Origin of the sequence: Gallicola sp. Sow4_E12 (genome assembly GCF_052116305.1) — a bacterium.
Taxonomy (GTDB): domain Bacteria; phylum Bacillota; class Clostridia; order Tissierellales; family Peptoniphilaceae; genus JBQKLI01.
In genome coordinates this window covers 1-23,902 of sequence record NZ_JBQKLI010000024.1, presented here as the reverse complement: position 1 = coordinate 23,902, position 23,902 = coordinate 1, and the positions used below count along the sequence as shown (strand labels likewise).

Sequence of the window (23,902 nt, the reverse complement as noted above, 5' to 3'; positions counted from 1 at the left end):
GTCTTTGTATAGTTCTGTCCATTGTAACAGTTTTTGATAAGGGATACCATAATGTCTGCAGTATCGAATCTTATCTTTTTTAGAGGCCCCGATCGTTTCGGTTACCCAAGTTACTTCTTCTTTCGACAAGAACGGATGGATCTCTTCAGCTTGGATGCTTAGTATTTGGCGTTTGTAATCGTCATACCAATGCCACAAGGTCGTGCGGTCCACATTCATTTCCTTAGCCACTTCAGACATCGGCTTATGAGGATTAACGAGTAGCTTATCGATAGCAGCGAGTTTAAAGGAAGAGGAATATCGAGTGGTGGAAGGTCGCTTTTGGATTTGAATTAATTCAGAAGTTTTGTCCATTATTTTGTCTCCTTTTTTATTTCTAATCCTTCAACTATCCTAACACCTAACGGAAGTGGGGAATGAAAGAGGAAAAATGGAAAAAACGTTCATTTTTCTTGTTTAAAATAAAGAAAACAGGAGCAAGCGCTCCCGTTTTCCATGTCTAAAGAAGAAAAGCTCTGCTTTTCCTCTACAACTCCCCTCTCCCCTCTTTCACATTACACACTTCTTTTTCTCTACTCCTTCACCGCTCCGGAGCTCATTCCTAATACCAGATACTTTCTAAAGAATATTGCTGCTATTGCAGGGGGGAGTATGGATATAATACCTCCAGCTGCCATTAAACCGTAGAATACGCTGTCTTTTGCGGTAAACTCTTGTATGACTATGCTTAAAGGCTTTGTTGCTTTAGATGAGGCTATTATTAAGGGAATTTGGAATTGACCCCATGTCATTAAAAACACAATAAGAAGTATCGCCAGTATAATCGGCAGAGAAGAAGGCAATACGATTTTTAATAGAATTTGAACAGGACTGCATCCGTCGATTGCGGCAGCTTCCTCGATTTCTTTTGGAAAAGAAGCAAGATAATTGCTCACAAGCCAGATAATCATTGGAAGAAATGCGGATACATAGATCACACAAAGCCAAAACATATTATCCAAGAAACCCAGCTCTGTAAACATTTTATAGATCGGAATAATCGTTGCAAAAACAGGAATTACCATCGTTATCAATAATCCTATTCGAAATCCCCTTCTTCCCCAGAATCGAAATCTGGATAAAGCATAACCTCCGCATACTGCTATCGGAATGATTAAAATCTCAGTAAGGAGTACTGCTGTCAAGGAATTTTCCAGTCCTTTTAAAAAGGCTGTCTGAAAACTTGTATTTTCAAATAAAAGAGATCTATAATTGTCTAGCGTCGGAGCACTTGGAAATAAGTTTACTGTGTTTTTAAGCATTTCATTTTCCGGACTGATGCTCATTATAAAACACCAGGCAATAGGAATCACTGTCATAGCGATAAATAAAATTACAAACAACCATTCTGACATTTTAACTAGAGTCTTTTTCATTACACTTGTCTCTCCTTAATATAAAAATACCCGACGACTGCTGTCAACATCATTATAATATAGGAAATAGCACTGCCATACCCGAAGTTCAAAAAAGAAAATGTTTCACTATAATTATAGATACTTAGACTCTGCCCCATATCCCGATAACCGATTAGAACTACAATTTCATCAAACACATTCATGGATGAGATAATAATATGGGTAACAACTACCCCCATTGCCGGCAGGGATAAGGGTAATGTGATTTTCCACAATCGGTCAAACACACCTGCCCCATCTACCTCTGCAGCCTCGTAAATCCCGGGATTAATCGATTGGAAATTCGACAAGAAGATAATGGCGCAAAAAGGAATCACTCTCCATGAAACAATTATAGCTACAATAATCAGTGTCGAAAAACGTCCTCTTGTAAAATCCAGGGGCCGATCTATAACGCTGAATATCATAAGCAGTTTATTCAATAAACCATAACCGGGATAAAAAATAAAGCGCCATACAATTCCGTTTACTACTGGAGGCAGCGCCCATGGAATAATCGCAGCAGCTGTGAGCAAAGGACTTAATTTTGTCTTCTTATTCAGTACAATAGCTAAGAAAAAACTCACTATCAACGTTATCGCCAAAACCCAAAGAAGGATATAGAACGTATTAAACAATGAATCCAAAAACTTCGGATCTTGAAATACTTTCACATAATTTTCCAGTCCTATAAATTCCGTATTTTCCGGTTCCGTTAATTTTAAATTGTATAAACTATAGAAAAATGTACTGCCTATGGGCAGATATACGAAAACAGATATTATAAGAATTACAGGCAGAAAAAAGAGCATCCCATATTGTTTCTTCTTCATTTATACTCTCCTTTCGTTAAAAAATGACTCGGTTTCCCGAGTCATTTTTTATTTTGCAAGTTCAGTTACTTTCCCATTCATTTCTTCAAAGGCCTGTTGTGGAGTTAGTTCCCCTAAAGCCATTTTGTTAACCGCATTAAAAATTGCTGTACTCATTTCAGTATAATATTTCGGTACTCCATTTGGAAATACTGTCTTAACAAGTTCTGCTGTTTCAAGTAAAACTTTGCCATTTTTAATGGTATCATTCTCAACAAGTTTTGTAAGAGTACTTGTTCTTGTAGGAATGGTGTTATTTGCAGCATATAGTTTTTCTTGTGTCGCCTCAGACGTATACCATTCTACGAATTTTTGCGCTGCTTCTTTATTCTCAGAATAAGCAGAAACACCTATTCCTTCATTTAAAGCCATCGTTTGTTTCGCTTTTGAATCAGATCCCGGCGGAACTATCGGCTGAACTTTTCCAACTACAGATGATTCTTTTGGATCATTTACACGGCTTGCAAAGGAAGAAGGTCCTACCATAAAGGAAGTGGAACCGTCTGTTATTTTCCGATAGCTGTCCATACCAGATCCAGAAGCATTTGCAGGATCGACCAGTCCGTCTTTTACCATGCTATTCATAAACTCAAGAGAACGCATAACATTCTCTTTATTTAAAGTATTATCTTCATTAAAGACAACTCCATCTCTTATAAACGTAAGCCATAAAAGCGATGTTGTCGCATTTTCTTCTGCTCCTAGAGGAATAGCATAAGGATACTCTGCAATGCCCTGCTCTTTAATCTTCTTGCTGTTTTCTGCTACCTCATCCCAAGTAGAAGGCTCTGTTAAACCAGCTTTTTCATACATTTCTGTGTTATAGTAACCTGTTCTAAAATCATTCGCATAAGGAAGAGCAACTACATTTCCATCATAAGTAAAGGTGTCGATTCCTTTAAAGTCCGCTTTGTTTTCTTCATCTAATGTAAGAGGTGCCAGCCACCCAGCTGCTGAAAATTCGCCAACCCATGACCAGTCTACTTCAAACACATCAGCAGGAGCTGTCTTTCCTCCTGCAGCAATTGAAACCTTGTTTCGAATATCATCCCAAGATACAGTTTCCACATTTACAGTAATACCAGATTCTTCCTTGAACTCATCCAGCATTTCTTGAGGCGGTGCACCCCAGTCCGGAATCATAAACGTAATCTCTTTTCCCTCTGTTGTGCTTGTATTCTCTTTAGCCGGCTGAGATTCATTCTGAGCCGTCTGACCGCAGGCAGTAAGGACCAAAACAAACGCCAGCATCAAACCGATTATTCTTTTTTTCATATAGTACTCCTTTCCCTTATTCTAAAGGTTTATAATATATAAATAATATCATGACAAAATAACCCCGGCAATATGCAGAATTTTGCAATGCGGGAAGGGATAGACGGGATTGCTAAAGCAACCCAGGCAGGATGCCTTCGGCCCCTAGGCAGAATCGCTTTGCGACTAGCGGAAAACAAGGATCAGCATAACTTTAATATCGTCTCTCGTTTTTTTAAAGAGCGATAGCGAGAACTGTACTGCCTAGAGCCTGACCGCCGTTAGGCCTGTCGTCTGAGTTGCGACGGCAAGCCCGCCTAGGCCCCTCAGGGGATCCCGCCTATCCCTTATCCCATGAAACCTTAATCCAAGGCCGTCCGTACTGCCATTCTACAGCAACCTGCTGTTTATAGATTTCGGAAAGAATTTCGTCTTTTAAAACCTCTTCTTTTTTCCCTTTTCTTAAAATCTGTCCATCTTCCATAATAGCTACATGGGTGATAGCCGGGATAATTTCTTCTATATTATGAGTGACATAAATTAATGGCGCATGGCTTTTTTTATAATTATCGTTGAGGGTTTTTAAAAGTTCTTCTCTCGCACTTAGATCTAATCCGGAACAAGGTTCATCTAATACCATTAGATCCGGTTCATTCATAAAGGCTCTGGCAATTAAGGATCTTCTTTGTTCCCCTTGAGAGCATAAATGATATTTTGACTCCCGGATCCTGTTTATACCAAAATCTTCGATGATTTTATCTGCTTTGAACCGATCCTCTTCTGTTACTTCATCGTATAAACCTATAGAGCTGAACTTTCCGCTTAACACAATTCTTTGAACTGTTTGATAATTTAAGGTTTGGCTGAATTCATTCATTGTAGAAGATACAAATCCGACTCTCGCCTTTACCTTCTGCCATTCGTATTTTCCATAAGTATGGCCGAAAACCCGTACTTCTCCTGAACTGGGATAGGTGTAGGCGGGAATCATTCCTAGTAAAGTAGATTTCCCGCTTCCATTCAGTCCCAACAATGCCCAGTTTTCTCCTTGATGAACTGTCCAGTTTACGCCTTTTAATATTTTCTTTCCGTCTCTTCGAAAGGTTATCTCTTCAAAACCGATTATCTCTTCTCTCATAGATTAATAACCTTGTTTGATTCCGCTTTGTCTTCTTTCAATGAAATAGTCCATATTGTTGATAGCATTGATATAAGCTAATATAGAAGACTTGATAATATCGTTATCGATACCCTTTCCTGTGAAAGCCGCTCCGTCTTTTTCTAATTTCAATACCGTTTCTCCCAAGGCATCTTTTCCGCTTGTTACAGAGTGGATATTAAAATCGCAAAGAACAACGCCTTTTCCGAAGATTTTATTTAAGCTGTCGAAGGCTGCATCGATCGGTCCTTTTCCTGAGCCGACCTCTTCAATGACCTCTTCCTCTTTCTTCACTTTAATAATAGTTTTCGATTCTTTTCCATCACTTGTAGAAGTAGAATAATCTACTAATGCATATCCTTCTTCCGCATTCGACATATCGCCGATAATCAAAGCTTCAAGGTCTTGATCGTATACTGTTTTCTTCTGATCTGCCAAGTCTTTGAACTTATCAAAAATACTTGCCAATTCTTCTTCTGTGCTTTTGTATCCCAACTGCTCTAATCTTGATTTTAATGCATGTTTTCCAGAGTGTTTTCCTAAAACCATATTGTTCTCGTTTAATCCAACAGACTCCGGTGTCATGATTTCGTATGTTTCTTTGTTTGCAAGAACTCCATGCTGATGAATTCCAGACTCGTGGGCAAAGGCATTCGCTCCTACGATTGCTTTATGCGGCTGGATCTTAACCCCTGTAATCGTCTGTAATAATTGAGAAGAACGCATAATTTCAGTAGTGATTACGTTGGTATCCTGCTCATAAATATCGTAACGGGTTTTAAGAGCCATAACTACTTCTTCCATCGCACAGTTTCCCGCTCGTTCTCCGATACCGTTGACGGTACATTCCACTTGTGTCGCCCCTGCTCTTACTGCTGCTAAAGAGTTTGCAACGGCCATCCCCAAATCATCATGGCAGTGAACGGAAATATCCACATTCTCAATACCTGGCGTGTTTTCTCGAATCGACTTGATGAAATTATAATATTCTATAGGATCAGCGTATCCTACAGTATCCGGAATATTGATCGTAGTCGCTCCTGCCTTTATCGCTTCTTCTATAATTCTGTAAAGGAAGGGAAGTTCGGAACGTGTAGCATCTTCACAGGAAAACTCTATCTCAGGACAAAAACTCTTGCAGTATTTTATCGCTTCGATAGAACGTTTCATCACTTCTTTTTCCGACATTTTTAATTTATACTGCATATGGATAGGACTTGTTGCCATAAAGATATGGATTTTTGGATGATTTGCAACTTTCACCGCTTCCCATGCTGCATCGATATCCTTCTGTACACAACGGGCTAAAGACACGATCTCGGCATTCTTTATCGTTTTCGCCACTTCGTTGACGGCTTCGAAATCTCCTTTCGAAGAAATAGCAAAACCCGCCTCTATAATATCTACATTCATTCTTTCCAATTGTCTTGCCATCTGCAATTTTTCATTAAGGTTCATACTGCATCCTGGAGATTGTTCTCCGTCTCTTAATGTTGTGTCAAAAATTTTAATCATCTACTTCATCCTCCTGTTTCAATAAAAAAATAATGCCCCTGTAAATACAGGGACGAATTCTTCGCGGTACCACACTGTTTGTCTTATATAAGACCTCTCAACCCCTTAAGGCGGGAAACCCTTATTCCTACTACTTTCAAAATAAGTACAGAAAAGTTAGTATGATTTTCTCCCGGCTGCCGTTTTTCACCATTATAACGGCTCTCTGTAAAGACTTCGTAAAATCAGCTCTTCTCTATTGCAGATATTAAATTGTAATAAAAAAAGCGTCCCCTTTTAGGACGCTTAAAGTCGTGTTACCACCTAAATTGCATTATAAATAATGCCACTCAAATGTTTTAACGGTACTGCCGTTCTGTCCTACTTGATTCAGACAGACCCCCAGAAAAGGAGTAACTTCGATTTCCAACACAGATTTTCACCAGCCATCTGCTCTCTACAGTCTTTCATCGTCGTGCTTTTTCATAAGGTTTTAGTCGTATTAATAGTAATAATACCATTTACTGTTTTAAATGTAAAGATTAAAATTTAAATAGTCTTTTTAAAAAAGCAATAAAGCCTTTTTTCGGCTCTTTGGACATTGATTCATAAGAACTCTTCTCCTTGCCATGGCTGTAAATAGGAGCTTTCTCCCGATCTCTCTCCTCAGCCTTTCTTAAAACTTCAGCTTTCTTTGCCTTTTCGATAGCTTCAAGCATTAACACTTTCTGTGATTCTATTTTCTGTTCCGGATCGCCGATGTTTGCCTCGAAGAATCCTTCTGCATTGATCTGGCGTCCCTTTAGATTATCAGCAAACATAATATTCATAATATGGATAATCTCTCTTTTAATATCTTCGTCGTATATCGGACAGGCAATCTCAAGCCTTCTTCTAAGATTTCTAGTCATAAAATCCGCAGAGGAAATATAAATTTTCGCCTCATTATCTTCTCCAAAACAATAGATTCTATGATGTTCTAAATACCTTCCTACAATAGACATAATACTGATATTTTCTGTACGATCCTTGATGTGGGTAAGAAGACAGCAGATCCCTCGTACGATCATTTTGATTTCCACACCTGCTTGGGAGGCTTCGCTGAGTTTCTCCATTGTCTTTCGGTCCGAGATTGAATTTAACTTTAGACGGATTAAACCTCGTCTGCCCTGTTTTACTTTCTGAATCTCTTCATCAATGAGTTTTTCCAATCCTATATTCATAGAATACGGCGAAACCATGATATGCTCATACTCTCCCTGAAGCTCTCCAATGGCCATATTATTAAAAAACTTCACCGCATCTTTTGCAATGCCCTCATGTGTTGTCATCATGCAGAAATCCGTATAAAGCTTCGCTGTCTTTTCGTTATAGTTCCCGGTAGCTACTTGTGTAATATATTCGTATCCTCTATCTGTATATTTTGTAATCAGGCAGATCTTTGAATGCACTTTATATTCTCCGAAGCCATACAATATCTTGCATCCCGCTTCTTCTAGATAGGTAGACCATTCGATATTATTTTCTTCATCAAATCGTGCCTTAAGCTCCATAAGAGCCGTAACTTCTTTTCCGTTTTCTGCTGCATAAGCCAGCTGCTCCGCTATTTGAGAATGATTGGCTAAACGGTAGATCGTAATTTTAATCGATACAACCTCCGGATCTTCTGCTGCCTCTCTAAGAAGACGGATCATCGGCTCCATGGATTCATATGGATAAGATAGAAATAGATCTTTTTCTTTAACCTGATCCATAACTCTTTTTCTAGGATCAACCATTATGGAAGGTTGAGGTTTAAATGGCGAATTCAGCAAAGGCGCCGAAATTTCGGAAGGAATGGCATCGATCATTCCATAAGCAAATCCCATCGCTAACGGACTCTCGCAGATAAAGAGATTTCTTTGTTTCAGCTCCAGTTCATTTAGTAAATATTTCTGCAGCGACTTGTCTAAAGACCCTTGTACCTCTAACCGAACAGGCTGAAGGCGGTTTCTTTTTTTGATCAGCTCTGTCATGAGCTCTTTGTAATCCGTATCGAAGTCAAAATCTACATCATCCGACTTCACATCTCCATTCCGAGTTACTCGGATAATGCTCTCCGCTTTCACTTCATAATGCTCGAAGATTTTAGAAGCAAACTCATGAACAATTTTTTCAGTTAGAATAAAACGAGTCTCTCCAGAAGATAAAGTGTAAAAACTAGGCAGAACATTTGGAACCGTAATGATCCCTATAAAATCTTTCTTCTCGTATGTAATATCGTTCTTTTGCAGCTTTTTCGAAACTTCCGGACCGTATATTCTTCTCATTCTCAGCACAACATAGAGATCTTTGTTGACTAAATGAGGAAAAGGGTGAAAACTGTCCACTATTTGAGGAGAGAGAATCGGCGTGATAAAATTATCGAAATAATCTTCGATCTCTTTATATTCTTCCTCTGTTAATTCCTTGGGATCTAAAATATGAATACCAAATTCTTTTAACTCCTGCAGCAGATTATTATAATAAAGATCTTTTTTCTCATACAGGGGACGCAGGCGGGTCATGATCGCTTCAATCTGCTCTCTTTGATTCATATTGGTTTTATTGTCGATTATTTCCATCTCTTCTAACGTCAAATCATATAAAGAACCTACGCGAATCATAAAAAATTCTGTAAGATTGCTGTCGAATATCTCGATGAATTTCAGTTTTTCCAAGGGTTTTACTAAAGGATCATCCGCCTCTTCTAAAACCCTTTCATTAAAATTCAGCCAAGAGAGTTCTCTGTTCTGAGTAAAACTCGTATCATGACCACCTCGCATTACTTAACCCTCCTCGTAAAATTATAATAAATATATCCTTCTCGCACTCCCGTTTCGCTGACAAGGATCCATGGAGTACGGCATCTTAAACGTACTTGATTGAGTATAATCATTCCCGGCACCAGGGTATGAATCCGCTCTGGTTTTATTTCTAATAATTCATTCATAATGTCTCTGATTTTCATCTCTTCAAAACGGTCTAACAAAAGACACAGTTTTTCGCTTTCCATGACTCTGTTTTGACTATCCTTCTCATAGATTTCATTATATAGTTTTAATGCCGCTCTTCCTGTTCCGCCGACGATACAAAGAATCTCCTCGTCTTTTTTCGGCAGATCAAGTTTATCCAGCTTTTTATTGATATATTTTTCCATCTTTTTTCGTTCCGTTTTCGTTGGAATCAATCTCTCTACAAATTTATGATAGAGATTTAAAGAACCGATGTTTGCACTGGATAAAAAACTGATTTTCTTTTTCTTAAAATAGACGATTTCAGTGCTGCCACCGCCGATATCCGTAAGTACTCCCCTTCTTGCCTCATGGCTGTGGGTCGCGCCCATAAAAGAATAAAGGGCCTCTTCTTTTTCCGTAAGCAGTTCTATCGAATAGCCGGTTTCTGATCCGACTCTTTCAATAATTTCCGTATAATTGCTGACATTTCTCAACGATGCCGTAGCAAAAACAGAAACCCCCTCGATCACATCGAAATTATCCACAATCCCCTTGTGATGCTTTAAGGCCTCTATAAGACGCTGTATCCCTTTCTCTGTTAACTGTCCTTTTGAAATATGGGCTCCTAAACCAGCCATAATTTTATCATTAAAAAGATTCACTACATCTGCTTTTTTGATCTTATAAACAGACAAGCGTATACTGTTTGATCCGATATCGATAACTGAATGTATCATAAAAACACCTCCTGTTATCATTATAATACCCAAACTTTGAAATATTTTCCTTATATTAAAGCCCTTCTGTTAAATGCATGCAAAGTTTTCCTAAAATTAATATTAACAAACAATATCCTTTATCTACTCAATGAATCATCTTGTAATATAGTAATTATTTTATATAAACTTAAAAATTTTTTAGTAATTTTGGTTTAAATCAATTCTGTCGGGTATATATGAGTCGTAAGCAATTATTCTTATTAATTGTTGAATAAAAAATGAAATTGAAAGGAGATTTGATTATGGGTATTATTTCTTGGATTATTGTAGGAGCACTTGCAGGATGGATCGCAAGTATGATTATGGGCAAAAACGCACAAATGGGCGCTATTGCTAATATTATTGTAGGTATCATCGGAGCATTTATCGGTGGTTTCGTTATGAATCTTCTAGGATTCGGCGGAGTAGACGGATTAAACATTTCTAGTATACTTGTTGCAATTCTTGGAGCAGTCATATTATTAGCTATCGTAAAAGCAGTTCAAAAAAGATAGTAAACACATAAAGAACCTTGAGGATTTCCCCAAGGTTCTTTTTTGTTTGTTATTTTTCTTATTTTAATAAAATATAAGAAACACGCCTATCGTTTCTACTTTAACTCCCCTCTTTCACACTTCTTTTACTGTTCTTTCTTTTAACCCTTATTTTTGATAATCGTATCTGATATCCATTCCTGAATATCTGCAAATATTTCTTCTTGGTTTATTTCATTTAATAAATCATGGCGGGCATCTCGGTAAATAATACCATCGGCAAGAACTTTCCCCTCTTCTTTTAATCGATTTAGTATTTCTAAAATCCCCTTTCCATAATCTCCTACAGGATCTGCCGAACCTGCAAGGAAAAACATAGGGATATCTTCTATCTCAGAAAACCAGTTGATACTGTTCGCTTCTCTCATTAAGGTATAATGCACTTTTACTTCGTTTCCCGTTGGGATAACTCTGTTTTCTTCGTTCTCTATGTATAGATCTACTACATTTTCATCTCGAGACATCCAGTCGTATTCTGTCCTCGGTTCTTCGATCTTTTTATTATGATGATCGTATAAAATATTATCTAGATTTTCGCTTCTATAAAGATCTCCATGCTCGCGGATAACTTCTTCGTTGAGCCTTAAGATTCCTCTCGTTAAGAAATTCGGCGATTCAGTCCCTAAAAAAACAGCTCCCTTTACCGCCTCGGGAAAAAGATATAAAAACACCCGTCCCAAAGAAGCTCCAAATCCCTGGCCTGCTAAAAATATATTCTCTTCTGAATAGTTTTCTTTTATCCTTTTTATAATTTCACCAAGATCTTCTATCAATCCCAGTTCTTCTTTCTCCCCAAAATAACCGCGATCTTCTTCTTTTTCGATGCAGCTTCCATGACCGGGAAGATCAAAGAGCACTGTTCTCATTCCACAGTTCCCCATAGCCTGTGCAAAGGCAATATATCTTTCGCTGTGGTCCTTGATACTGTGAAGAAAAATTATAATCGGACCTTCTCTTCCATATACTTTCGGCGAAATCCTTCCTACGCCTGTGTTCGATTGAAACGATAATGTATTTTCCATAATCTACTCCGCTTTTTTTCTCAATAGTTCTAGTTGTTTTAATCCATCTATTCGGTTTAAAGGTCTTTTATGGCTTCCGCAATAATACTCAAAGGGAAGGCTCTCTACTGTTTTGCAAAAAGATAAAGTTCTCTCTTTGTCATAAAACTCCACATTGTTTTTATAAGAAGGATAATCCCCGTCTCCGATTATGACAATTTTTTGATCCGGTATCCACACAATCGTTGAATCTTCGCAGTGAGGTGTTTCTGTCTGAATAAGCTCAACAATTTTTCCTCCTACATCAAGTTTCTTCCTGCCCTTATAGCTCTCCCCGATATCTGGAATATGGATAGGATCATTCCGATAAACTTTGCGCATATATAAATAGGAGAACTTCGACATAAAGCCCTGTTTTGTTATTTCCTTTAAGGAATCCTTCGTCCATGAGAAATTCCGAAACTCAGCTAAACGATTTTTGGATTGTTCTGTAGAAATAGAACGTCCTTCGAATCCGTCCAGCCCTAAAGTATGATCCCAGTGGCAGTGGGTCAATACAATAATATCCGGCTCTCTTAAATCCTGTTTTTTTATTTCTTCAAAAAATTCTAAACGATGCTTTCTCGAATTGCCTGCATCTACTGCAAGACTTTTTCCCTCTCCCCGAATATAGAAAAGATTCGGTCTCAAATATTTATCATCAAAGGGATAATAATAGATACCCTCTTCTATCTTTATGAATGACATTCTGTATCCTCTGCTTTTATTATAGTCTTCCAATAATCTTCTTATAGATCGGAAGCATGTGCTCCTCCGATACATATTCCTCAATCCTGTCTAAGGGAATCCAGCCTACATCTTTATTTTCATCTTCCTTTATTCGAAGCTCTTCCTCTTCAGAAACTTCTATGATATAAGCAAAATTCAAATGAAGATGGGCACTGACAAACTCTCCCCGGCGGATATGATTTTTAACCGTAATAATATCCAGTGCCGCTGCCCTATCGGATATCATTTTGCAGTTTTCTATGCCTGTTTCTTCTTTCAGCTCCTTAATAGCGACCTCCAGCATATCTTCCATTCCATCCCCATGACCTCCAGTCCAAGACCATGAGTTGTATATATTATGATATACCATAAGGGTCTTTGTTCTAGGGGGATTCAGCACAAAGGCGGAAGAGGTTAGATGAATCAAAGGATTATCCCGTCTTCGAACATCCATGTTTTGAAGAATCTCTTTAATCACCTTTAAATCTCCCTCTTCTTGAACCCCATCTGGAATAAAAGATTCGATTTCTTCGAAATAATTCATTAAAACGCTCCCTTACAGAAATCTGCAGTATATTTTTTAAAGGCTGTAGGGACTGAATATAAATTCTTGATCTCCTCTGGTGAAGCCCATACTTTTTCATCAAAATATTCTTCTTCTGATTCTCTTACCTTTTGATGTGGAAGATCTATAATTATACTTTCCATTCTCCACTCGATATGGCTGAAGATATGTTTGGAATCTTTGTAATTTCGCATCTCAAACTCTCCGTACTGGGATTTAAACTCTGCAAGTACATCTTCTAGAGATTCTCTCTCAACCATGGGATAGCCCCATAATCCATGAAGAACACCTTTTTTCTTTCTCTTTTCGATAAGAATTTTATCGCCTTGCCGAATAAGCAAAACAGTATAGTCTTCTATGCGGCGGGGTTTCTTCTCTACTTTCATCGGATAATCCAGCATATTCCCCTCTTTAAAAGCTATGCAATGGATAGACAAGGGACAAATTCCGCATTTTGGCATTCCGTTGGGAATACAAATCGTAGCGCCTACATCCATCATCGCCTGATTAAAATCTCCAGGTCTATTTTCATCCATACGGTTAAAGGTTTCTTCTTCTATTCTCTTGAAATTCCCTTTTCCCCTAGGATCTCCCCCTTGAGCTAGAACACGGGACATCACTCGAAGAAAATTCCCGTCGATACAGGTTTCCTTTTTGTTAAAAGCAATGGATGCTATCGCACCAGCTGTGTAAGGACCGATACCTGAAAGTTTTATCAGCTCATTTTTACTTTCCGGAATCTTTCCGCCGAAATCTTCCATGATCTGAAGAGCTGCTTTTTTCATATTCCGCACCCTAGAATAATAACCAAGCCCCTGCCATAATTTTAAGAGCTTTTCTTCCTCTGCATAAGCGAGATCCTTAACCGTCGGCAGCTCTTTTAAAAAACGCTCATAAAAGCTTATCACTGTATCTACACGAGTCTGCTGAAGCATAATTTCCGATATCCATACGTGATAAGGTTTGGGATCTTCCCTCCAAGGCAGGACCCGCCGATATTTATCATAATATTGTAATAAATCTTTTGAAAATTCTGTCAATGGATTCATCTCCTATCATTTTTCTATTATATCAAATAATGAAAATTATTTTCACAACCTGAATATACACTTTTTCCAGACTTTCTATCATCTTCCAGTTTTTTTCTCCCTGCCTATTTAATTCTTTAAACTGCAATATTCTCCTCTATTGACATATAATTTCTGTTGTCATAGAATACTATAAGTATTGAAATGAAACATAGAGAATCTTAATAAAACCGCATAATGCTTAATGATATTCCGGCATTTCCTGCAGTGAAGAATCTTCCCTTAACCATCAGGGTCTTCCGGCAGAGAGATGCTTTCTTTGATTTTATTGAACTATGATCTCTATGTTCCTAATTAGATTATAAAAAAGGAGGAGATTTATTGAAAACTTTATTGCCTTATATGCGCAAATACAGAAAATTTGCCATACTCTGTCCCTTATTTATGGTATTGGAACTTTCTTCGGATATATTAATACCTTATTTAATGAGTCTTATCGTCGACGTAGGGATCATGACAAGAGATGTAAGCTACATTACACGAACCGGCGGTATTATGATTGCCATCGCCCTTGTGGGAATGATCATCGGAATTATGAGTGCCCATTACGGTGCTATCGCAGGCTATGGATTTGCTGCTGAAATAAGAAAAGCCTCTTTTGAAAAAATACAGACCTTTTCCTTCGCAAATCTTGACCAATTCTCCGTGTCCTCGTTGATCACACGTCTGACTACCGATGCCAACACTGTGGGAATGACAACGATGATGTCCCTTCGTATGGCCATCCGGGCACCTTTTATGATGGTCTTTGCCTTAATTATGGCCTTTAATATTAATAGAGAACTGGCTAGGGTCTTTTTAGTTTCATTGCCCCTATTAACTATTATATTAGTTATAATCCTTGGAAAAGCAAGACCTTTGTTTGAACTTTTACAGAAAAAAGTAGATGCTGTCAACAGTATCACTCAAGAAAATCTAACCGGTATCCGAGTTGTAAAATCTTTTAACCGGGAGGACTTTGAAGAAGCGAAATTCAAAAAAGGAAACGACGAGTTGAGAGATACCGCCCTTCGTGCCGTAACGATCATCGTCGCTTTCATGCCGGTAATTACCGTCACTATCTTTTCAACTATCATCGCCGTACTATGGATCGGCGGACTTCAGATAACCGCTGGCAGCATGGGAAAAGGAGAACTGATTTCCTTTATCGCTTATATTACCCAAGTACTTATGGCTATTATGATGCTTTCCATCTTCTTCATGCAGTTTATGAGAGGGCAAGCTTCTGCAAAGCGTATAGAAGAAGTATTATCTGTGGAGTCCGAAATCACCTCTCCTGCAAGCCCGGTTCACCAGCTGGAAGACGGATCCATCGAGTTCGAAAACGTCTATTTCTGCTATCCTGGAAGCCGTGAGAAGACACTTCACGACATCAATCTAAAAATAAAATCAGGGGAAGTTATTGGAATCATAGGAAGTACAGGTTCTTCGAAATCTACTTTAGTACAGCTTATTCCCCGTCTATACGATGTCAGCAGCGGAACACTAAAAGTCGGCCGATGCGATGTGAAGTCTTATGATGTAGAAAGCCTAAGAGATCAAGTCGCTTATGTCCTTCAAAAAAACGTCCTTTTCTCCGGAACCATTCGAGATAATATGAAGTGGGGAAAAGAAGACGCAACAGACGAAGAGATTATTCAAGCTTTAAAAGAAGCTCAGGCTTGGGAATTTGTATCGAAAGATGATCTAGCATTAGACAAACGAGTTGAACAAGGAGGCTCCAACTTCTCCGGCGGTCAAAAACAGAGACTGACCATTGCAAGAGCCTTGATGAAAAGACCAAAAATTATCATTCTTGACGACTCCACCTCAGCAGTAGACGTGGGAACAGATCTTCAAATACAAAGAACTTTCCACGAAGTCTTAGAAGGAGTAACTACAATTCTGATTGCTCAGAGGATCTCCTCTATACAAAGTGCTGACCGCATTATTGTAATGAATGAAGGAAAAATCGAGTCTATCGGTACACATGAAGAACTTCTGAACTCAAGCTGTATTTATAAAGAAATCTATGAATCTCAGCAGAAAGGAGTGATTGGAGAATGAAAGAACAAAAAAACTTAAGACCGGATAATCCAGTGAAAACACTGAAAAGATTATTCAGCTATTTCAAATACAACAAAGCCATGTTTTTTATCGGCCTCCTCGCTCTTATTATCAGCACCCTATGCCAGACTGGAGCGAACGCCATCATCAGCCCTATTATCGACAGCATTTCCGATGCGGGATTTTCCGGCGATTTCTTCGGCTATCTTCGGATTATGATCATTCTTGTTATTCTCCTAGCTGTTACCCAGTATATAGGCTATCGTCTCATGGCAAGACTTGCTCAGACAACCGTACACAAAATCCGCCACGACTTGTTCGATAAGATGGAGTCTCTTCCTATTTCCTTTTTCGACACAAATTCTCATGGCGATTTAATGAGTACTTATACAAACGATGTGGATATGCTGAACATGGCACTGGAACAATCAGCTGCCCAATTCGTCATGGCCTTCTTCACCGTTGTAGGATCATTCACTATGATGTTCCTTTTAAGTCCAATTCTTACCCTGATCGCTATCGCTACATTAGTCTTTATGTTCTTTATCATCCGCTTTATCGGAAGCAAAAGTTCAAAATACTTCAGAGCGCAGCAGGTACAGGTAGCTTCTATGAACGGTTATGTAGAAGAGATGATGAGCGGTCAAAAAGTTGTAAAAGTATTTAATTATGAAGATAGAGCTATCGATGATTTTACAAATCGAAATGAAGAGCTTCGAGAAGCCGCTTCGAAAGCCTCAGCTTACGGAGTTATGCTGATGCCGATTATGGGAAATCTTTCTTATATGCAGTATGCTATAACAGCTATAGTAGGCGCCCTTATGGTTATCAGCGGAAGACTTACTGTAGGAAATATAGCAGCCTTTCTTCAGTATACAAGAACTGTTTCTCAGCCTATAACAATGTTCTCAAACCAGCTTAATACCCTTTTCGCTGCTATCGCAGGAGCGGAAAGAATCTTTAAGATCATGGACGAAACACCTGAAACAGATGAAGGCGTTGTAAGAATCTGCGACGATCCAGAGGATCAGGACAAAAAATTATGGTGTCTTCCCCTCGGCAAAAACAAGGACAAAAAAGTTCCCGTTACAGGACATATCGAGTTCAAAAATGTAAACTTCAGCTATGTCCCAGGAAAACAAATCTTGAAAAATATAAGCCTTTTCGCAAAACCGGGACAAAGAATCGCCTTTGTCGGTTCTACAGGAGCTGGAAAAACAACCATTACAAATCTCATCAACCGCTTCTACGAAATCGATGAGGGATTAATCCTTTACGATGAAATCGACATTCAGAAAATCAATAAAACGGACCTTCGAAGCACGATGAGTATAGTACTTCAAGATGTCCACCTTTTCAAAGGAACAGTAAGAGATAATATTCGTTACGGAAAATTGGATGCTACAGATGAAGAAATCGTTGAAGCAGCAAAAATCGCCAACGCCCATTACTTTATCAAACATCTTCCAAAAGGCTATGATACAGAGCTCATCACCGACGGGCAAAACCTTTCACAAGGGGAAAGACAGCTTCTTTCTATCGCAAGAGCTGCTGTAGCAGATCCGACTATTATCATTCTCGATGAAGCCACTTCTTCTGTCGATACAAGAACTGAAAAACTCATCCAAGAAGGAATGGAAAAACTTATGGAAGGAAGGACAACCTTCGTAATCGCCCATAGACTCTCCACCGTTAGAAACTCCAACGCCATCATGGTCATGGAAAACGGAGAGATCATAGAACGAGGCGATCATGACGACCTGATGAAACAACGAGGACGCTACTACGCCCTTAATACAGGACAGATTGAGTTAAAATAATCTGCTTTGCAACCTAGTTACTAGGCAGGCTGACTAACGGCACCTAGGCGACAAGATAAAAATACAGATTGAAAAAACAAAAAAGGAGACGAAACACTTATAGCATTCGTCTCTTTTTTAATATAAATAATTACATATTTTTTTAGTGTTTGCCCTTTAAGTTCTTTATTACATAAAAGAATGCAATAAAAAACCCTAGCTTCCCGATCAATGCATATATCGGACCCAGTCCTTTCTCTAAAGCAAACATTCTACTAGCCCCAAGGCAGAGAATATTATATCTTTGGAGTGAAAAAGAAAAAAGAGAAATTGCAGAAGAAATAAAAACTTATTTCTTTTTTTATCTTACTCTTCCAATCCCTCTCTTCCCTCTCTCCTTCAAAAAATCCGCCTTCTATCTTACACAGAAAAATGAACGCACTTTTCATTTTCCTACCACAACTCCACTCTTTCACTCTTCCACTCTCTCACTCTTTCTTTTAGGGCCTGTGTGACGAAGGCAGCACGCCTAAGCTAAATCTCCACAAGCTTAAACACTCCATCTTCATAGGTAGCGACAGAGGCTGAGCCGTCCTTTGGAATGGAAGGGCTTCCCGGGTTTAAAAGGGTAATGCCCTCTTTTTCTTCTAATACTTTTATATGGGTATGACCTGTGACAATCGCCTCTGCTCCCAGTTCTTTTGCTTCTTTTATTCTATCTTCTAGAGTTTCTTCATAGCCGTGGACCATTAAAAATAGTTTTCCATCTATATTTTCTACTCGTTTTTTCTGTTGAAGATCCTTCTCCATAACCATTTCATCTACATCGCTGTCGCAGTTTCCTTTAATATATGTGATATAATCAAGCCCCTTTAACACTTCTGCCAGTTTTTTCGGATTATATCCTTTCGGCAGGTCGTTTCTAGGACCGTGATATAATACGTCTCCTAAATGATAGACCTTGTCGCAGTCTTTCAAAACCTCAAGCGCTTTTAGCGTTTGATCATAATCTCCATGAGTGTCGCTTATAAATCCAATTTTCATAGAATCCCTCCTCGCTATTTTATATACCCAAGATACTTTAATTTTCTAGACTATTCATCTATAATTAATTGAAGACTTCTCCTATTTCTTTTATAGGTGAGGCTTTAATCAAGCACTGTGATATAATAATATGTAAACAATAGAGGTAGACTATGAATATAGAAGTAAAAAATATAAACCGAAACGAAGTCTTAAAATATCTTAACTATCAAGGGTCGGAAATCCCTCCGGAAATTGATGCGTTGATTGACGCTTCCCTTGATGAAGTAAGCGAAAAATCCACTGCAAAATACACCTATTCTGTCTTCGAATTAGAGGGAACAGCACTCAAAGGAACAAACTTTACCCTTCCAGGCGAAGATATTAAAGTCCTGTTAAAAGACTGTAAAAGCGTTATCTTAATGGGCGCTACCTTAGGCCTTTCCATCGATCGGCTTATTCATATGACAGAGTTTAGAGATCTTTCAAAATCCATCGTCTTAGACAGCTGCGCCAGTGCAGCGATAGAAGCTGTCTGCAATGAGATTAATAAAGACCTTATTGTTGAATACCGTAAAAAAGGCTTTTATCTGACTGACCGCTTTTCTCCAGGATATGGCGATATGCCTTTATCCTTTCAGAGAGACTTTAGCAAAATCTTAAACTTATCAAAAAATATAGGAGTGAATCTATCCTCAACGGATCTTATGATCCCTAGAAAGTCTGTGACAGCGATTATCGGCATTGCAGACAAACCTCAGAAAAAAAGATCTGCAGGCTGTGAAAACTGCAGAATGTTTAAAGATTGTATTTATAGAAAGGCAGGAGAACATTGTGGCAATTAATTTAGAAAACAAATTCTATTATCTTGACGGAGGAATGGGAACGACATTACAGCAGTCCCTCCTTCAGCTTGGCGAAAAGCCTGAAGTATTAAATATCACTGAACCTGAAGAGATCGTAAAAATTCATCGTACTTTTATCGAAATGGGAAGCGATATCGTCTATTCCAACACCTTCGGCTGCAACCGCCACAAAATGAGCGATGCAGGTTATTCTATCGAAGAAATGATTCAGGCTGCCTTAAAAAATGCGAAGAAAGCAGCTGAAGGAACTTCTGCAAAAGTCGCTCTTGATATCGGTCCTATCGGCGAAATGATGGAGCCTAGCGGAGTTTTAAGTTTCGAAGAAGCTTACGATATTATAAAAGAACAGGTTCTTGCAGGAAAGGACCTTGCGGATCTTGTCGTTCTCGAAACAATGACAGATCTTTATGAAGTAAAAGCGGCTATTTTAGCTGTAAAAGAAAACTGCGACCTTCCATTATTTGTAACGATGTCCTTCGAAGAGAATCAAAGAACCTTTACGGGCTGTTCTATCGAGTCCTTCGGACGAACTGTAGAAGGGCTTGGAGCAGATGCCATCGGAGTAAACTGTTCCCTAGGCCCTATCGAGCTGTATCCGATTATTGAACGATTATCAAAAAATACAAGACTTCCTTTGATTGTAAAAGCGAATGCCGGTCTTCCGGATCCTGTAACAAACGAATATCTTTTAGGACCAAAAGACTTCGCCATTGCCATGAAGAAAATTGCAGAACTGGGCGTTCAAATCCTTGGAGGCTGCTGCGGAACTACACCGGAATATATCAAAGAAATGATCGCCGAAGTGGAAGGCACTTCATTAAAAAGAGAGATCCCTGTTCTGCAAGCTGCAGTCTGTACACCTACTCAGTTTGTACCGATCAACGACGTTCGTGTTATCGGCGAAAGAATCAACCCTACCGGAAAGAAACGATTCAAACAAGCCCTTATCAACAACGAAATGGACTATATCATCGGTCAGGCTGTAGAACAGGTAGATGCGGGAGCGCCAATTCTCGATGTAAACGTAGGACTTCCCGAGATCGACGAACCTTCTTTTATGATTAAAACGGTAAAAGCCCTTCAGTCTGTGGTAGATGTCCCTCTTCAAATAGACAGTTCCAACAGAGGCGCCATCGAATCCGGACTTCGAATCTATAACGGAAAACCGATTTTAAACTCTGTCAACGGAGAACAGGAGTCTATGGACAGCATCCTGCCTTTCGTGAAAAAATACGGAGCTTGTGTAGTGGGTCTTACCTTAGACGAAAACGGAATCCCCGCTACGGGTGAAGGACGTTTTGCTATCGCTGAAAAGATCCTCAAGGAAGCAGAAAAATACGGCATTCCCAAAGAAGATGTCTTTATCGACTGTTTAACCTTAACCGTTTCAGCAGAACAAAGCTCTGCCAGAGAAACCTTAAAAGCCATGCGCCTTGTAAAAGAAAAACTGGGTCTTAAACTTGTTCTAGGCGTTTCAAATATTTCCTTCGGTCTTCCCAACAGAGAACTGATCAATGAAAACTTCTTAGTTCAAGCGATGCAGGCGGGACTTGATCTTCCGATTATCAATCCGAACAAAGATATTATGATGGATGCCATAGCAGCCTTCCGAGTACTGAATCTAAACGATATCGACTCCGAAGACTATATCGCCCGCTTTATCGATCAGGGACCGAAAGAAGAAAAGAAAAAAGCAGCCGGCGCTAAAATGACGATCGGTGAAGCCATCGCAAAAGGATTAAAAGACGATGTCAAAGCGATGACACTAGAACTTTTAGAAACAAAATCCGAAATCGAAATCATAGATACTCTTCTTATCCCGGCACTAGACGAAGTCGGCAAAAATTACGAAAAAGGCGTGATCTTCCTTCCTCAGCTGATAAAAGCCGCAACTGCATCCCAAGAAGCTTTTGAAGTCATAAAAGGAGTTATCGCTGAAAAAGGCGATGCCAGCATTTCAAAGGGTACTATTGTCGTAGCGACTGTAAAAGGAGATATCCATGATATCGGAAAAAATATCGTAAAAGTCATTCTTGAAAACTACGGCTACAACATGATCGACTTAGGCAGAGATGTACCGGTTCAAACCGTAGTGGATGCCGTTGTTGAAAACAAAGTAGAACTGGTAGGACTAAGCGCCCTTATGACGACAACCTTAGTCTCTATGGAAGAAACGATAAACGCCATCCGCAAAACAGGCCATCCTTGCAAAATTATGGTTGGAGGAGCTGTATTAACAGAAGACTATGCGATGAAAATCGGAGCGGAATACTATTGCAAAGATGCTAATGCCAGCGTTATGGCGGCACGAGATGTATTTAAAGAATAGGAGAAATCGTTGAATAAATTTGAATTAGACTTTCCCATTGTTTTTGACGGAGCCATGGGAACTTATTATAGAACAAAGTCAAAGCTGGCCTTGCCCGCTTGTGAAATGGGAAACATCTTCGACAAAGATACCGTCCTTTCCATTCACAAAGAATATCTGCAGTCCGGCTGCAAAGGAATCAAAACAAACACCTTCGGTGCGAATAAAAGATATCTAAACTGCAATGATGATACCTTAGAACAAATCATAAACTCCGGCTGCGACATCGCTATGGAAGCTGTAGAAGGACAAGATGCCTATATTTTCGCTGATATCGGACCCATTGTAGAAAATGCAGAAGACGGGATCTTGGAAGAATATAAAAAGATTATAGATCTTTTTATAGCTAAGGGATTAAAATATTTTCTCTTCGAAACATTTTCAAGAGATCTTTATTTAAAAGAGCTTACAGAATATATAAAATCACAAGTGCCGGACAGTTATATTATCACTTCCTTCGCCATCAATCCCGACGGCTTTACACGCTCTGGAGACCGTGGAATAACACTTCTCGAAAACATGAACGCATTAGAAAGCGTAGATGCCACAGGTCTTAACTGTATCGCTGGACCTTTTCACCTTTTGGAATATATCAAGTCCATTAAACTGCCTGCGAAAACCATGTTTATCAGCCCGAATGCCGGGTACCCTTCTGTGATCAACAACAGAACTTATTACAGCAACAGCCCTTCCTATTTTGGAAATACCGTGGCGGATTTTATGGATTATGGTTTTACTATCCTTGGAGGCTGCTGCGGAACGACACCGGAATATATTTCGAGACTGAGCACTACTGTGGAAAGCAGACAAACCCAAGAAGTTCGGATTACCAGCAAAAAACCATCCGAACGCTTAAAGTCCGACGTAGCGGATAATATGATCCTAAAGAAAATCAACAGCGGCGAAAAAATCATCTGCGTAGAATACGACCCTCCTGCTTCTATCGAAATATCCGAATATATGAAAAATGTTAAGAAGTTAAAAGAAGGAGGCGCTGATGCTATCACTATCGCCGACTGCCCTGTAGGAAGAGCGAGAGTCGACAGTTCGCTAATGGCTTATAAAGTGAAAAATGAAATCGGCATCGATCCCATCGTCCACCTTACCTGCAGAGACCGAAACCTGAACGCTACGAAAGCACTCTTACTAGGACTGAATGTGGAAGATATCTTAAACCTGATCATTGTTACGGGAGATCCGATTCCTACAGCAGAAAAAGACGAAATCAAGTCTGTCTTCAACTTCAACTCCGCCCTTTTGACAAAATATATCGACGAATTAAATCAAGATCTTTTCACCAACAAAATGAATGTGGCAGGAGCCTTAAATATCAACTCCCCAAACTTCAGACTAGAGCTTAAAAGAGCTATGAAAAAAGAAGCCCACGGAGCAAATATGTTCTTTACACAGCCTTGTCTCTCGGAACAAGCAGTAGAAAACATCAAGATTGCCAAAAACTATCTAGACGGAAAAATTATGGGCGGTATTATGCCCATCGTAAGCCATAGAAATGCTGTATTTATGGACGAAGAAATCTCCGGAATCACCGTAGATGATTATATCATCGAAGAATACAAAACCCTTTCAAAAGAAGAAGCCTCAAAAAGAGCCGTAAGCCTCTCCTTAGAGTTTATGGAAAAAATAGAAGACTCTATCGACGGATTCTACTTGATCACACCTTTTAATAGAGTTGATATTATAGGGGAAATAATAAAGAAAAGAAAGAATAGAGATTAAAAAGAGTGAAGAGTGGAAGAGTGATAGACGATGGGTGTCAAGGTAGTTGACGGATTTCTTTTACAATATTTCAACTAATTCTAGAGGTTCATTTGCAGGAATTTGATAGTAAGATCTAAACTCATCATTTTCTTGCAGA

At 39.0% G+C, this 23,902-nt stretch carries 19 protein-coding genes and 2 other annotated features; of the genes, 6 read left to right on the top strand and 13 right to left on the bottom strand.

All coding sequences use genetic code 11. The features are described 5' to 3' along the window. The 8 genes from ACTQ46_RS10240 to ACTQ46_RS10205 form a co-directional block, all read right to left on the bottom strand. Window positions 1-354, bottom strand: a 354-nt coding sequence (locus tag ACTQ46_RS10240) for a transposase (RefSeq protein WP_441749596.1), incomplete at its 3' end; no start/stop codon positions are given. 218 nt (window positions 355-572) lie between these two features. Continuing rightward, window positions 573-1,415: a carbohydrate ABC transporter permease gene (locus ACTQ46_RS10235; RefSeq protein WP_441749594.1), complete on the bottom strand. Its 843-nt coding sequence runs from the start codon at window positions 1,413-1,415 to the stop codon at window positions 573-575. Beyond that, a complete protein-coding gene (locus tag ACTQ46_RS10230) occupies window positions 1,415-2,269 on the bottom strand; it encodes a carbohydrate ABC transporter permease (RefSeq protein ID WP_441749592.1) in 855 nt (284 codons plus the stop codon). The genes ACTQ46_RS10235 and ACTQ46_RS10230 overlap by 1 nt, the downstream gene beginning before the upstream one ends. Window positions 2,270-2,317: 48 nt before the next feature. Next, the gene (locus ACTQ46_RS10225) at window positions 2,318-3,583 is read right to left on the bottom strand and encodes a sugar ABC transporter substrate-binding protein (protein WP_441749590.1); all 1,266 of its coding nucleotides are present in this window, start codon (window positions 3,581-3,583) and stop codon (window positions 2,318-2,320) included. 319 nt (window positions 3,584-3,902) lie between these two features. Continuing rightward, window positions 3,903-4,700, bottom strand: a complete 798-nt coding sequence (locus ACTQ46_RS10220; RefSeq protein ID WP_441749588.1) for an ABC transporter ATP-binding protein — start codon at window positions 4,698-4,700, stop codon at window positions 3,903-3,905. 3 nt (window positions 4,701-4,703) lie between these two features. Beyond that, complete coding sequence (locus ACTQ46_RS10215) at window positions 4,704-6,236, bottom strand: 2-isopropylmalate synthase (protein WP_441749587.1); 1,533 nt, start codon at window positions 6,234-6,236, stop codon at window positions 4,704-4,706. 45 nt (window positions 6,237-6,281) lie between these two features. Next, window positions 6,282-6,487, bottom strand: a binding site (T-box leader). A gap of 23 nt (window positions 6,488-6,510) precedes the next feature. Then, window positions 6,511-6,712, bottom strand: a binding site (T-box leader). Window positions 6,713-6,757: 45 nt separating this feature from the next. Next, window positions 6,758-9,019 (bottom strand): polyphosphate kinase 1, encoded by a 2,262-nt coding sequence (ppk1, locus tag ACTQ46_RS10210; protein WP_441749585.1) that lies wholly within the window; start codon window positions 9,017-9,019, stop codon window positions 6,758-6,760. Further along, window positions 9,019-9,927, bottom strand: a complete 909-nt coding sequence (locus tag ACTQ46_RS10205) for a Ppx/GppA phosphatase family protein (protein ID WP_441749583.1) — start codon at window positions 9,925-9,927, stop codon at window positions 9,019-9,021. The genes ppk1 and ACTQ46_RS10205 overlap by 1 nt, the downstream gene beginning before the upstream one ends. A 284-nt stretch (window positions 9,928-10,211) precedes the next feature. Here ACTQ46_RS10205 and ACTQ46_RS10200 point away from each other — a divergent pair, with 284 nt between their 5' ends. Then, window positions 10,212-10,463: a GlsB/YeaQ/YmgE family stress response membrane protein gene (locus tag ACTQ46_RS10200; protein ID WP_441749581.1), complete on the top strand. Its 252-nt coding sequence runs from the start codon at window positions 10,212-10,214 to the stop codon at window positions 10,461-10,463. Window positions 10,464-10,603: 140 nt separating this feature from the next. On the opposite strand, the gene ACTQ46_RS10195 is transcribed toward ACTQ46_RS10200, so the two are convergent. Genes ACTQ46_RS10195 through mutY form a run of 4 tightly spaced genes read right to left on the bottom strand, consistent with a single transcriptional unit; the run spans window position 10,604 to window position 13,876 of the window. Continuing rightward, complete coding sequence (locus ACTQ46_RS10195; RefSeq protein ID WP_441749579.1) at window positions 10,604-11,524, bottom strand: alpha/beta hydrolase; 921 nt, start codon at window positions 11,522-11,524, stop codon at window positions 10,604-10,606. A gap of 3 nt (window positions 11,525-11,527) precedes the next feature. Continuing rightward, window positions 11,528-12,250 carry an MBL fold metallo-hydrolase gene (locus ACTQ46_RS10190; protein ID WP_441749577.1) on the bottom strand — a complete coding sequence of 241 codons (723 nt, stop codon included), beginning with the start codon at window positions 12,248-12,250 and terminating at the stop codon, window positions 11,528-11,530. A gap of 19 nt (window positions 12,251-12,269) precedes the next feature. Beyond that, window positions 12,270-12,815: an NUDIX hydrolase gene (locus tag ACTQ46_RS10185; protein WP_441749575.1), complete on the bottom strand. Its 546-nt coding sequence runs from the start codon at window positions 12,813-12,815 to the stop codon at window positions 12,270-12,272. Next, window positions 12,815-13,876, bottom strand: a complete 1,062-nt coding sequence (gene mutY, locus ACTQ46_RS10180; protein WP_441749573.1) for an A/G-specific adenine glycosylase — start codon at window positions 13,874-13,876, stop codon at window positions 12,815-12,817. Before mutY ends, ACTQ46_RS10185 begins: the two co-directional genes overlap by 1 nt. Before the next feature lie 369 nt (window positions 13,877-14,245). On the opposite strand from mutY, the gene ACTQ46_RS10175 reads away from it, so the two are divergent. Next, window positions 14,246-15,970, top strand: a complete 1,725-nt coding sequence (locus ACTQ46_RS10175) for an ABC transporter ATP-binding protein (protein ID WP_441749571.1) — start codon at window positions 14,246-14,248, stop codon at window positions 15,968-15,970. After that, a complete protein-coding gene (locus tag ACTQ46_RS10170; protein ID WP_441749569.1) occupies window positions 15,967-17,790 on the top strand; it encodes an ABC transporter ATP-binding protein in 1,824 nt (607 codons plus the stop codon). Before ACTQ46_RS10175 ends, ACTQ46_RS10170 begins: the two co-directional genes overlap by 4 nt. 513 nt (window positions 17,791-18,303) lie before the next feature. Here ACTQ46_RS10170 and yfcE read toward each other — a convergent pair. After that, window positions 18,304-18,813: a phosphodiesterase gene (gene yfcE / locus ACTQ46_RS10165; protein WP_441749567.1), complete on the bottom strand. Its 510-nt coding sequence runs from the start codon at window positions 18,811-18,813 to the stop codon at window positions 18,304-18,306. 152 nt (window positions 18,814-18,965) lie between these two features. Here yfcE and ACTQ46_RS10160 point away from each other — a divergent pair, with 152 nt between their 5' ends. From ACTQ46_RS10160 to ACTQ46_RS10150, 3 genes are read left to right on the top strand one after another with little or no spacing between them, the layout of a single operon-like run. Beyond that, on the top strand, window positions 18,966-19,637 hold the full coding sequence (locus tag ACTQ46_RS10160; RefSeq protein ID WP_441749565.1) for a methionine synthase: 672 nt from the start codon (window positions 18,966-18,968) through the stop codon (window positions 19,635-19,637). Further along, the gene (locus tag ACTQ46_RS10155; RefSeq protein ID WP_441749563.1) at window positions 19,627-21,987 is read left to right on the top strand and encodes a homocysteine S-methyltransferase family protein; all 2,361 of its coding nucleotides are present in this window, start codon (window positions 19,627-19,629) and stop codon (window positions 21,985-21,987) included. Before ACTQ46_RS10160 ends, ACTQ46_RS10155 begins: the two co-directional genes overlap by 11 nt. Before the next feature lie 9 nt (window positions 21,988-21,996). Then, window positions 21,997-23,763 carry a bifunctional homocysteine S-methyltransferase/methylenetetrahydrofolate reductase gene (locus ACTQ46_RS10150; protein WP_441749561.1) on the top strand — a complete coding sequence of 589 codons (1,767 nt, stop codon included), beginning with the start codon at window positions 21,997-21,999 and terminating at the stop codon, window positions 23,761-23,763. Window positions 23,764-23,902: the final 139 nt, after the last annotated feature.